General features: G+C 64.2%; 10 protein-coding genes. 2 read left to right on the top strand and 8 right to left on the bottom strand.

Annotation, left to right across the window (positions count from 1 at the left end; all coding sequences use genetic code 11):
- Positions 1-29: 29 nt before the first annotated feature.
- From X771_RS157160 to X771_RS157180, 5 genes are all read right to left on the bottom strand, one after another.
- Entirely contained in the window at positions 30-503 is a 474-nt protein-coding gene (locus tag X771_RS157160; protein WP_023687247.1) for a hypothetical protein, read from the bottom strand.
- Positions 504-567: 64 nt separating this feature from the next.
- Positions 568-3534 carry a bifunctional [glutamine synthetase] adenylyltransferase/[glutamine synthetase]-adenylyl-L-tyrosine phosphorylase gene (locus X771_RS157165; RefSeq protein ID WP_031202485.1) on the bottom strand — a complete coding sequence of 989 codons (2967 nt, stop codon included), beginning with the start codon at positions 3532-3534 and terminating at the stop codon, positions 568-570.
- Positions 3534-5009 (bottom strand): HAMP domain-containing sensor histidine kinase, encoded by a 1476-nt coding sequence (locus tag X771_RS157170; RefSeq protein WP_023687245.1) that lies wholly within the window; start codon positions 5007-5009, stop codon positions 3534-3536. The genes X771_RS157165 and X771_RS157170 overlap by 1 nt, the downstream gene beginning before the upstream one ends.
- A gap of 107 nt (positions 5010-5116) precedes the next feature.
- Positions 5117-5791 carry a response regulator transcription factor gene (locus X771_RS157175; protein ID WP_023670185.1) on the bottom strand — a complete coding sequence of 225 codons (675 nt, stop codon included), beginning with the start codon at positions 5789-5791 and terminating at the stop codon, positions 5117-5119.
- Positions 5792-6043: 252 nt separating this feature from the next.
- Positions 6044-7597 carry a Do family serine endopeptidase gene (locus X771_RS157180; protein ID WP_023687244.1) on the bottom strand — a complete coding sequence of 518 codons (1554 nt, stop codon included), beginning with the start codon at positions 7595-7597 and terminating at the stop codon, positions 6044-6046.
- A 191-nt stretch (positions 7598-7788) separates the two neighbouring features.
- Here X771_RS157180 and X771_RS157185 point away from each other — a divergent pair, with 191 nt between their 5' ends.
- The gene (locus X771_RS157185) at positions 7789-8058 is read left to right on the top strand and encodes a CopG family ribbon-helix-helix protein (RefSeq protein ID WP_023670183.1); all 270 of its coding nucleotides are present in this window, start codon (positions 7789-7791) and stop codon (positions 8056-8058) included.
- Positions 8055-8363, top strand: a complete 309-nt coding sequence (locus X771_RS157190) for a type II toxin-antitoxin system RelE/ParE family toxin (protein ID WP_023687243.1) — start codon at positions 8055-8057, stop codon at positions 8361-8363. Before X771_RS157185 ends, X771_RS157190 begins: the two co-directional genes overlap by 4 nt.
- On the opposite strand, the gene X771_RS157195 is transcribed toward X771_RS157190, so the two are convergent.
- The 3 genes from X771_RS157195 to ccmE are packed head-to-tail and all read right to left on the bottom strand — an operon-like array spanning position 8360 to position 11255.
- On the bottom strand, positions 8360-8824 hold the full coding sequence (locus tag X771_RS157195) for a cytochrome c-type biogenesis protein (protein ID WP_023670181.1): 465 nt from the start codon (positions 8822-8824) through the stop codon (positions 8360-8362). The two genes, X771_RS157190 and X771_RS157195, sit on opposite strands and share 4 nt — an antisense overlap.
- On the bottom strand, positions 8821-10812 hold the full coding sequence (locus X771_RS157200) for a heme lyase CcmF/NrfE family subunit (protein WP_023684529.1): 1992 nt from the start codon (positions 10810-10812) through the stop codon (positions 8821-8823). Before X771_RS157200 ends, X771_RS157195 begins: the two co-directional genes overlap by 4 nt.
- Entirely contained in the window at positions 10812-11255 is a 444-nt protein-coding gene (gene ccmE, locus X771_RS157205; RefSeq protein ID WP_023670179.1) for a cytochrome c maturation protein CcmE, read from the bottom strand. Before ccmE ends, X771_RS157200 begins: the two co-directional genes overlap by 1 nt.
- Position 11256: the final 1 nt, after the last annotated feature.

Raw genomic sequence — 11256 nt, 5'->3', positions numbered from 1 at the left:
GGCTTTCGCCGCCGGAGACATATCGCCATTCACTCCATGCTGTCGTCGCCGCCGTCCCATTGGTGGTGGCGGCCCATGCGGCCGTTCTTTGGCAGTTCGTTGCGCTCGATCTTGCCGTCATTGTTGCGGTCGAGCATGGCGAACACCTTCCTCTCGCGCCCGGTGATGTCGTCCGTGGTCAGCGTGCCGTCGCCCTTGCTGTCGTAGCTGGCGACGATACGCTTTGCCTTTTCCTCGAACCGCGCCTTTTCCAGCGCGTCGGCGAGCTGGGCAACGGTCAGCTTGCCGCCATTGTCGGCGACCAGCTTCTTCAGCCGCGCGTTCATGGCGTCGGAAAACTGGTCGAAGCTGATGGTGCCGTTGGAATCCTTCATCGCCTTGTCGAGGCGCATCATCGCGCCCTCGCGCATTCTGGCGCTGGCATTGTTCTCGGCATAGGCGGTGGTGCCAACGGCGCCGGCAAGCGCGACGAAGGCAAGGGCAAGTCCGGTTGTCTTTCTCATGGGTATCTCCTGTTGCATCGTCACCCCCGATGCGATCCGAAACAGCCGCCAGCGCTTCACGCCCTCACAACCGTTTCGCACGAAGCAAAAGGTCGAAATCCTTTCTGACCTTTTGCGACGTCTCCTTGAGATGTGCTTCCAGCACACCGAAATCCGGCAGGTCAGTCACCGCCAGAAGCAGATCCGACAGTCCCGGCGGAACATCATTGCGTTCGAATGCGCCGGTGAGGCAAAGCCGCGTCATCTGGGTCAGCGCCAGATAGAGCTGGTAGGCTTCGAAAAGCTGCTGCCTGACGTCGGCCTCGGCGAAATCCGGCGACAGATGCGCCAGGATTTCGCCGGTCGCGGTCACCCTGCGGCCGGCTTCGACCTGCCCGGTTATAACCGCCACCTGCGCGATGAATTCGAGGTCGATGAGGCCGCCGGAGATGAGCTTGATGTCCCAGAGATCGCGCGGCGATTTTTCCTTCTCGATCAGCGCGCGCATCTCGGATGCCTCCGCCCTCACCTTGGCGGCGTCGCGCGGCAAGGCCAGAAGTGCCGCCACCTCGGCCTCGACCTCGGCGCAAAGGGCCGCGTCGCCGCCGATGGCGCGCCCCCGGGCCAGCGCCATGTGCTCCCAGGTCCAGGCCTCCTGGCGCTGGTATTTCTTGAAGGCATCGATGTGGGTGGCCACCGGCCCCTTGTTGCCGGATGGCCGCAAGCGCAGGTCGAGCTCGTAGAGAACGCCTTCGGCGGTCGGCGCCGAGACAGCCGCGATCAGCCGCTGCGTCATCCTGGTATAGTAATGCGATGGTGCCAGCGGCTTGTCGCCGTCGGACTCGTCGGCATCCGGGTCGTGATCGTAAAGCAGGATAAGGTCGACGTCCGAACCCGCCGTCAATTCGCGGCTGCCGAGCTTACCCATGCCGAGCAGCGAAACCGTGCCGCCGGCGATACCGCCGTGGCGCAGCGCAAACTCGGCCGTCACCGCCTGGAGCGCTGCATCAATGGTGAGGTCGGCGAGATCGGAAAAGGCGCGGCCGGCGCGCGCCGGGTCGATCGAGCCGGCGAGCAGCCTGACACCGATCAGGAATTTCTGCTCGGAGGCAAAGATGCGCAAACGGTCGAGCACGTCCTCATAAGCCCGGTCGCCTTCGATGAAAGCGGCCAACCGCGCTGAGAGATAGGCTCGGTTGGGCAGTTCGGCGAGCAGCGCCGGGTCGAGCAGACCGTCGAAGACATGCGGGCGCCTTGTGATGATTGCCGCCAGCCGAGGCGCGGCGCCCATGATCGTCGCCATAAGCTTCAGCAGGGCGGGATTCGACTGCAGCAGCGAAAACAGCTGGATGCCGGCGGGCAGGCCGGCGAGGAATTCGTCGAAGCGAACCAGCGCCTCGTCGGCCCGGCGCGTCTGGCCGAAGGCTTTGAGCAGCGCCGGCGTCAGTTCGGTCAGCCGCTCGCGCGCTTCCGCCGACTGGGTGACGCGGTAGCGGCCGAAATGCCAGCCTCGAATCACGCGGCAAATGTCGCTTGGCCGCTGGAAGCCGAGGCCGTGCAAGGTCTGCAGCGTGTCGGGATCGTCGACATCGCCGGTGAAGACCAGATTGCCGACGCCGGCCGACAATTCAGGCGCGGTCTCGAACAGCGCGGCGTAATGGCGCTCGACCTCATGCAAAGCCGCGCGAAAGGTTTCGGCAAATCTGGCGGCATCGGCAAAGCCCAGCATATGGGCGATGCGGTCCAGCCCTTCATCATCGTCGGGCAGAATATGCGTCTGCTCGTCGGCGACCATCTGGATGGCGTGTTCGACGCGGCGCAGAAACCAATATTGCTGCGTGAGCGCGTCGCGTGCATCGGCGGTGATCCAGTTGCGCGCCGCCAGCGCACCCAGCATCGGCACCGTCTCGCGGCCGCGCAGCTCCGGAAAACGGCCGCCGGCGATCAGTTGCTGGGTCTGGACGAAGAACTCGATTTCGCGAATGCCGCCGCGGCCGAGCTTGACGTTGTGTCCTTTGACCGCGATCTCGCCATGACCCTTGTGGGCATGGATCTGGCGCTTGATCGAATGAACGTCGGCGATCGCCGCATAGTCCATGTATTTGCGCCAGACATAGGGCTGCAATTCCCGCAGGAACGCGTCCCCGGCATCGAGATCGCCGGCCACGGGACGCGCCTTGATCATGGCGGCGCGCTCCCAGTTCTGGCCGCGCGCCTCATAGTAGCGAAGTGCTGCCTCGACCGGGATGGCCAGCGGCGTCGAGCCTGGATCGGGACGAAGCCTCAAATCGGTGCGGAAGACATAGCTGTGCCCGGTGCGGTCCTGCAGGATGCGGACCAGCCTGCGGGTCAGGCGCGCAAACAGCTCTGTGGCGTCGAGCGGATCGACGATTGCCGGCGCATCCGGATCGAAGAAGACGACCAGGTCGATGTCGGAGGAGAAATTCAGTTCATGCGCGCCAAGCTTGCCCATGCCGAGCACGATCCAGCCGGATTGCCGTGACGGATTTTCGGGATCGGGCAATTTGAGCTTGCCTTGGCTGTGCGCCTCGCGCAGCAGGAAGTCGACCGCCGCGCAGGTGCAGGCATCGGCGAGATTGCTGAGGCGCCTTACCGTCAGCGCTGCATCGGCCTCGCCGGAGAGGTCTGCAAGTGCGATCAGGAAGTGAGCTTCACCCTTCCACTGCCTGAGTTCCATCATCAGGCTGGATTCGGAAACGGTCTCGGAAAAGGCGGCCTTGCCGATCGCTTCGGCGATGGCGAGCAGCCGAGCCTCGACACTGCCATCGAACAGCGCGTCGAGGATTTGCGGCCGGCGGCGCGCAACATCGCGGAGGAAGGGCGAGAGATCGAAGACCGCAGCGAGAAACTCCTGTGCGGCGCCCTTGCCTTCTAGGAATTTCGCCAGCCGCGGCAGGTTCTCGTCCTTGGCATCGCCAGCGATCTCCGACAGTTCACGCCGGGCGCGGGCCTCATCCAGCGGCGCGAGCTGCGCCGCCAGTTGCAGGCGCCATTCGGTCTCGATCCGTTTCGCAGCCATCCTCACCGCCATCAATGGTCCTCCCGCGCCGGGAAGCTCATGATAACCGACAATCCGGGATTGGCAGGCAGAAGTTCAAGCCGGCCATTGTGAAAAGTCATGATCGCCTTGGCGAGGCTGAGACCAAGGCCTGATCCCGGCTGCGAGCGGCTCTTTTCCAGCCGCACGAAGCGCTCGGTCGCCCGGGCGCGGTCCGCATCGTCGGGGATGCCATGGCCATTGTCGGAAACGGAAAGGCGGATTTCGTGACCGACGCGCTGCAGGGCTACGCGCACGGCAGGCTTTTCCGTCGCATCGGTCGAGTATTTGATGGCGTTGTCGACGATGTTCGACAGTGCCTGGCCGATCAGCTCGCGGTTGCCATTGACGGAAAAATCCGCGTCCGCGGCAGTTTCGAGCACCACGCCAGCCTCCTCCGCCACCGGCTCATAAAGCTCGACAACGTCATGCACGGCGGCGGCGAGATCGACCTTGCTGGTGCTCTCCGAGGAATAGCCGGCCTCCAGCCTGGAGATCATCAGGATGGCGTTGAAGGTTTTTATCAGCTGGTCGGATTCGGCGATGGTGCCTTCCAGCGCCTGCCGGTAGTCGGTGGTCTTGTGCTTGCCCGAAAGTGTGGCCTCGGCGCGGTTGCGCAGTCTGGTCAGCGGCGTCTTCAAATCATGGGCGATGTTGTCGGAGACCTGCTTCAGCCCTTCGTTCAGCGTCGCGATCCTGGCCAGCATGGTGTTGAGGTTTTCCGACAGGCGGTCGAACTCATCGCCGGCGCCGGTCACCGGCAGCCGTCCCGTGAGATCGCCGCCCATGATGCGGCGGCTTGCCTCCGAGACGCTGTCGATGCGCTTCAGCGCGGCGCGGCCGACAAGGAACCAGATCAGCAGCCCGCCCAGGCCCATCATGCCCAGCGCCAGCATCAGGGCGCGGCGGACGACGGCGCGGAAGCGCTCGGGCTCGCCGAGATCGCGGCCGACCAGCATGATCATCTGGTTGGGCAGCCGCAGCACCAGCGCGATGGCGTTGTGGCCCTTCTCGCCCTCGGACTGAATTTCGGTCTCGCCGGGCTGCGCGCCATTCGGGTCAGAAGCCTGGTTGCGCTGCCGTTCGAGCTCACCTTCGCCGAAACGGCGATAGGAGAAGGGTTCGGTCGTCCAGCCATCGGTCTCGAGCACCCCCGGTGCCAGGCTCTGCACGTTGCCGGTGAGGATCTGGCCGTTGACATCGGCAATGAGATAGAGGTTGGCGCCGGGCTGGCGCGAGCGCTGCTCGACGACGCGCACCAGCCGCGGCAGGCCGCCGCTCTGATAGGCACGGGCGAGGCCGAGCACCTCGTCATTGATGGTCTGCTGGGTCTGGCCGGTCAGCATGCGGGCCGACAACGACGTCATGTAGAAGACCAGCAACACGGCACATAGCGCGAAAAGCAGGAAATAAAGCGCTGAAAGCCGCGCCGCCGTCGTCCTCATGATGGCCGGCAGGGAAAGGGCCATCGAGTTCTAGCTCATGATGAGATTTGGCTGAAATCTCATCATGACCTACCCCTTTGTTGGAGCATGATCTTCTCCAAAAACCGGTACCTACTTTTTGGGATCATGCTCTAGCCGCTCTTCAGCATATAGCCGGCGCCGCGAACCGTATGCAGGATCGGCTTGTCGAAACCCTTCTCGATCTTGCCACGCAGGCGCGAGACGTGAACGTCGATCACGTTGGTCTGCGGATCGAAATGATAGTCCCAGACATTTTCGAGCAGCATGGTGCGCGTCACCACCTGGCCGGCATGGCGCATCAGATATTCGAGCAGGCGGAATTCGCGCGGCTGCAGCGTGATCTCGCGCGCCGCGCGCTTGACCGAATGGGACAGCCGGTCAAGCTCGAGATCGCCGACCCGGTAGACGGTTTCGGCCTCCCTGGCGCTGGCGCGGCGGTTCAGCACCTCGACGCGGGCGAGCAATTCGGAAAAGGCATAGGGCTTGGTCAGATAGTCGTCCCCGCCGGCGCGCAGACCGGTGACGCGGTCATCGACTTCGCCCAGCGCCGACAGGATCAGCACCGGCGTGGTGTTGCCGCGCGAGCGCAGGCCGGCAATGACGGAGAGCCCGTCGCGGCGTGGCATCATGCGGTCGACGACCATCACGTCATAGTCGCCGGCATCGGCCAGCGCAAAGCCGGTTTCGCCGTCGCCGGCGACATGGGCGGTGTGCCCAGCCTCGGCAAAGGCCTTCTGCATATAGTCGGCCGCCTCGCGATCGTCTTCTATGACGAGAATCTTCATAGAGCCGTTATACGCGATTTCGCCGGAAGATTGAGGGGCCGCCATAAGCGCAAAAGCTTTCGTTCAAGCATGTCGTTTTGCCAAACCGCCGTGCACTTTGGGCGACATGCTTTGCGTTAGAGCGGCAGCGGGCGATGGGGGCCCGCTGCCGCCGGGGGCAGAACACGATGACTGACTAACGCATTCGGCCCCTGGCTTTCCCGTGCGGCGGCTCGGGGGTGTTGAAACCGCCGCACTGGAAACTGTCTGATGTCAGCCTTTGGCGACTGGCAGCGCGACGAAGCGGTTTGAATCGTCGCGGGTGATCTGCATCAGCACCGCCTTGCGGCCGGACTTGACCGCATCGGCCATCGCCTTGGCGACGTCGTCGGTGCCGTTCACCTCCGTCGAATTGACCGAGGTGATGACATCGCCGGGCTGGATGCCACGGTCGGCGGCATCGCTGTCGGGATCGACATCGGTCACCACCAGGCCCTTGCCGTTTTCCGACTTGGTGACGGTGAGGCCGAGATCGGCCAGCGCGGCGGGCTTTGCCGGTGCCGCGGGCTGCTGCGGGTCGGCCGAGGCCTGCTTGTCAGTGGATGGCAGCGTGCCGAGATCGACCTTGATGGTCTGGCTCTTGCCGTCGCGCCACACCGTGACGTCGACCGACTTGCCGGGTGGGTACGCGCCGATCAGACGAGCCAGTTCCTTCGGCGATGCGACGTCCTTGCCTTCGACCTGGGTGATCACGTCACCGGCGGTGATGCCGGCCTTCTTGCCGGGGCCACCGTCCTGGGCGCCCGAAACCAGAGCCCCGTTCTGCGACTTCAGGCCCAGTGATTCGGCGATGTCCGATGTAACCGGCTGGATTTCGACGCCGAGCCAGCCACGCTGCACCGAGCCGCTCTTCATCAGATCCTGCACCACCTGCTTGGCGGTCGAGGCCGGAATGTCGAAGGCGATGCCGACGCTTCCGCCCGACGGCGAGAAGATCGCGGTGTTGATGCCGACGACCTGGCCGTTGAGGTTGAAGGTCGGGCCGCCCGAATTGCCGCGGTTGACCGAGGCGTCGATCTGGATGAAGTCATCATAGGGACCGGCGCCGATATCACGGCCACGGGCCGAGACGATGCCGGCGGTTACGGTGCCGCCGAGGCCGAAGGGATTGCCGACGGCCACCACCCAGTCGCCGACGCGAACCTTGGAATCGTCGGCGAAATCGACATAGGTGAACTTGCCGACGCCATCGACCTTGAGCACCGCCAGATCGGTGCGCGGATCGGTGCCGATCAGCTTGGCGTCAAGCTCCTTGCCGTCATTCATCACCACTGTGAAGGCGGAGCCTTCCTCGACGACATGGTTGTTGGTGACGAGATAGCCGTCATCGGAGATGAAGAAGCCAGAACCCTGCGCCACCGGACGCGGCTGGTCGTTGTTATGGTCGCGGTGGCTGAAGCGACGATTGCCGCCGTCATGGCCGTTCTGATCGCCAAAGCCGCGGAATTGCTTGAAGAACTGGCGCAGCTGCGGATTGTCGGGCAGGTTGTTCATGCCGTCCGGATCGTCGGACTGTTCGGAGCCGTCATCGGCGGCAGGCTCGATCTTGGCCTTGACCTTGACGCTGACCACGGCCGGCGAAACGCGCTCGACGACATCGGCAAAGCCCGGCACCTGGGGCGCTTCGACCCGCACGGCGTCGGCCAGAACGGGAGCTGTACCAGTGGCAACGGCGCCGAAACCGATGCCGCCGGCAATGGCCAGCGAAGCGGCGGCGGCCAACAGGCGCTTGCGGGTGCGGGAATATGGGTTGGGGGCGATAGTCATGGGTCTCGTATCCTCTTTTCACTGGATGCGGCTCAGGCAGAGCATCCTCGGACAAGAGAAATAGAGAGGCGCACATTACCGCGCCATTTCCGAAGCATGAAAGTTTTGTAATGTTGGGCGGACGCACAAATCGCTTGGTTGCGCTCGCCTGCTGCCCTATGGTGTACACAACTCAGCACAAGGCTTTCACAATGACAGCAAGCACCACCATGACCATTCGAGTCTCGTCCGAGACCAAGCTGAAGCTGGAGCAGATCGCTACCGATACCAGGCGTAGTAAATCGTTCCTCGCCGCCGAGGCGGTCTCAGCCTATGTCGATCGCGAGTTGGATATCATCGAAGGCATAAAACGTGGCATGGCCGACGCAGAGGCTGGCCGCGTCGTGCCCCACGACGACGCCATGGCGGAGGTCGACGCGGTGATCGAAGCAGCGAAAGCCAGGCGCGCAGGCAAGGCGTGAAGCGGTTCGTCACCTGGTCGCGAGAAGCGCTGGACGATGTCACGCAGCAAGTTGCCTTTATCGCTCAGGACAATCCTGCCGCCGCCCGACGCCTCGCGGACCGTATCCGTGAAATGGGCCGGGGCCTTGGTGATATGGCGACGGGCCGACCTGGCCGGGTAACAGGCACTTATGAGAAGCCCATCGGCCGCCTGCCCTACATCATTGCCTATGAATTGCGCCTGATCGCCGGCCGTCAGAGCATTGTTATCCTGCGCGCCATCCACACGTCGCGGGACTGGCCTTTGGAGGAATGGCCGAGCTAGTCGCTCAGCATCTTGTCCAGCGCCGCCTGTTCCTCGGCGCTCAGCGCCTTGGTTGCCAACGAGCGGCGGGAGCGTGTGGTCAGCACAATGAAAATGCCGCCGACCAGAAGCAGAAGCACCGGCGTGCCCCAAAGCAAGGCGTTGCGCGGGCTGAAGCGCGGCTTCAACAGCACGAACTCGCCGTAGCGCGACACGATATAGTCCATCACCTGCTGGTCGGTATCGCCGGCAACCAGGCGCTGGCGCACCAGGATGCGCAGGTCGCGGGCGAGGTCTGCATCGGATTCGTCGATGGACTGGTTCTGGCAGACCATGCAGCGCAGGCCTTCCGACAGGAGCCGCGCCCTCGCCTCGAGCGCCGGATCGGTGAGAACCTCGTCCGGTTTCACCGCTTGCGCGGCGCCGGCAAACAGCAGCGCCAGAAGCAGGGTGAGCGAGGCCAACGAGAACCTGGTGCTCACGGCGCGCCTGCCGACGGCATGGAGGCTGCCTGCTTGCGGCGGCGCGAGGGTGCGCCAACCCGCAGGCGACGGTCGAGCAGCGACATTGCGGCTCCCGCCATCATCACCAGAGCTCCGCCCCAGATCAGCGTCACCAGCGGCTTCCACCACAGGCGCACCACGACGGATCCATCGGTGCCTTCATCGCCCAGCGACAGATAGAGCTGGTTGAAGCCGATCGTCTCGATGCCGGATTCGGTCGTCGTCGTCTGCCGCACCGGAAAGAAGCGCTTGGCCGAGGTGATTTCGGCTGAAACGCCGCCATCGGCGCCGATCAGGGAAAAGCGGCCGCGCTGCTCGCTGTAGTTCGGACCCTGCGCCGGGAAGAGGCCGTCGAAACGCAGCGTGTGGCCGGAGAGTTCGACGCTCTCGCCGGCATGCATCGACAGTATCCTTTCGGTGCCGAAGCACAGCGTGCCGACAATGCCGAGCGTCGTCAGCCCGAGGCCGAGATGGGCAAGTGCAGTGCCGAACACCGAACGCGGCAGGCCGGCGAAACGGCGCAGCATGATGGCGTGCGACACATTGCCAAAGCCGGACTTGACGGCGAGGTCGGTGAGCGCGCCGCAGACCAGCCAGCAGGCGAGGCCGACACCAAGGGCGGCGAACACCGACGCGCCGTCGATGAACAGCCCGGTGACCAGCATCGCCAGGAGAGCGGCGCCGAAAGCCGCCATCAGGCGCTGGGCGACGGCATAGAGGTCACCGCGCTTCCAGGCGAGCAATGGTCCGAAAGGAACCACGACCAGCAGCGGCACCATCAGCGGGCCGAATGTCAGGTTGAAGAAGGGGGCGCCGACTGAGATCTTGCCGGCCGAAAGCGCTTCGACCGCCAGCGGATAGAGCGTGCCGACCAGCACGGTGGCCGTGGCCGTGGTCAGGAACAGATTGTTGAGGACGAGTGCGCCTTCGCGCGAGATCGGGTGGAACAGGCCGCCGGCCGTCAGCCGCGAGGCGCGCAGCGCAAACAGGGCCAGCGAGCCGCCGATGAACAGCGTCAAAATGCACAGGATGAAGATGCCGCGGGTCGGATCGGTGGCGAAAGCATGCACCGAGGTCAGCACGCCGGAGCGCACCAGGAAGGTGCCGAGCAGCGACAGCGAGAAGGTGAGGATGGCAAGCAGCAGCGTCCAGATCTTGAGCGCCGAACGCTTCTCCATGACGATCGCCGAATGCAGAAGAGCCGTGCCGGCCAGCCACGGCATAAAGGAGGCGTTTTCGACCGGATCCCAGAACCAGAAGCCGCCCCAGCCGAGCTCGTAGTAGGCCCAGTAGGAGCCCATCGCGATGCCGCCGGTGAGGAACATCCAGGCGACCAGCGTCCACGGCCGCACCCAGCGCGCCCAGGAGGCATCGATGCGGCCTTCGATGAGGGCGGCGACCGAGAAGGAAAAGCAGATAGAGAACCCGACATAGCCGAGATAGAGCAGCGGCGGATGGATGGCGAGGCCAAGATCCTGCAGGACCGGGTTGAGATCGCGGCCCTCGATCGGCGCCGGATTGAGCCGGGTGAACGGATTGGATGTCGCCAGGATGAACAGGAAGAAGGTGGCGCCGATCGCCCCCTGCACGGCCAGCACATTGGCGCGCAGCGTCGCCGGAAGGTTGGAGCCGAAGACAGCGACCAGCGCACCGAAGAAGGTCAGGATCAGCACCCAGAGCAGCATCGAGCCTTCGTGATTGCCCCAGGTTCCGGTGATCTTGTAGATCAGCGGCTGCAGCGAATGCGAGTTTTCCCACACGCTCGCCACCGAGAAATCGGAACTTGCATAGGCGCCGGCGAGTGCTGCGAACGATAGCGCCGTGAGCGCGAAGCCTGTGACCGTGACGGGACCGCCGACAGCCATCAGCCTCTGGTTGCCGGTACGGGCGCCGATCAGCGGCACCAGCGTCTGCACCAGCGACAGCACAAAGGCGAGGACGAGCGCGAAGTGTCCGGTCTCAACCATTACTGGCTCTTGCTCTCTTGCCACACGCCCTTGGCCTTCAGCCCGTCAGCGACTTCCTTGGGCATGTAGCGCTCGTCATGCTTGGCCAGCACGCTGTCGGCGACGAAAACGCCGTCGGCGCCAAAGCTGCCTTCGGTGATGACGCCCTGCTCCTCGCGGAACAGATCGGGCAGGATGCCGGTATAGCTGACCTTGACCGATTTGTGCGTGTCGGTGACCGAGAACGCAACCGTCGCGCCCTGCCCGCGCACGACCGTGCCCTTTTCGACGAGGCCGCCGAGCCTGATGCGCTGTCCCGGCTGCAAGCTGGCGGTGGTCAGATCGGCGGGCATATAGAAATAGGAGGCCTTCTGGCCCAACGCATAGAAGGTCAGCCCGGTGGCGGCGCCGAGGAAGGCAAGACCTCCGACAATCACCGACAATCGCTTCTGCTTGCGCGTCATG

The organism is Mesorhizobium sp. LSJC269B00 (genome assembly GCF_000502815.1).
Taxonomy (GTDB): domain Bacteria; phylum Pseudomonadota; class Alphaproteobacteria; order Rhizobiales; family Rhizobiaceae; genus Mesorhizobium.
Note: the sequence above shows the minus strand (reverse complement) of the source record. Positions and strands in the feature narration are given on the sequence as shown.

Bases quoted from the DNA above. Each gene is read 5' to 3' on its own strand.
- X771_RS157160 (WP_023687247.1), bottom strand. From the start codon at position 503: ATGAGAAAGACAACCGGACTTGCCCTTGCCTTCGTCGCGCTTGCCGGC.
- X771_RS157165 (WP_031202485.1), bottom strand. From the start codon at position 3,534: ATGGCGGTGAGGATGGCTGCGAAACGGATCGAGACCGAATGGCGCCTG.
- X771_RS157170 (WP_023687245.1), bottom strand. From the start codon at position 5,009: ATGGCCCTTTCCCTGCCGGCCATCATGAGGACGACGGCGGCGCGGCTT.
- X771_RS157175 (WP_023670185.1), bottom strand. From the start codon at position 5,791: ATGAAGATTCTCGTCATAGAAGACGATCGCGAGGCGGCCGACTATATG.
- X771_RS157180 (WP_023687244.1), bottom strand. From the start codon at position 7,597: ATGACTATCGCCCCCAACCCATATTCCCGCACCCGCAAGCGCCTGTTG.
- X771_RS157185 (WP_023670183.1), top strand. From the start codon at position 7,789: ATGACAGCAAGCACCACCATGACCATTCGAGTCTCGTCCGAGACCAAG.
- X771_RS157200 (WP_023684529.1), bottom strand. From the start codon at position 10,812: ATGGTTGAGACCGGACACTTCGCGCTCGTCCTCGCCTTTGTGCTGTCG.
- ccmE (WP_023670179.1), bottom strand. From the start codon at position 11,255: ATGACGCGCAAGCAGAAGCGATTGTCGGTGATTGTCGGAGGTCTTGCC.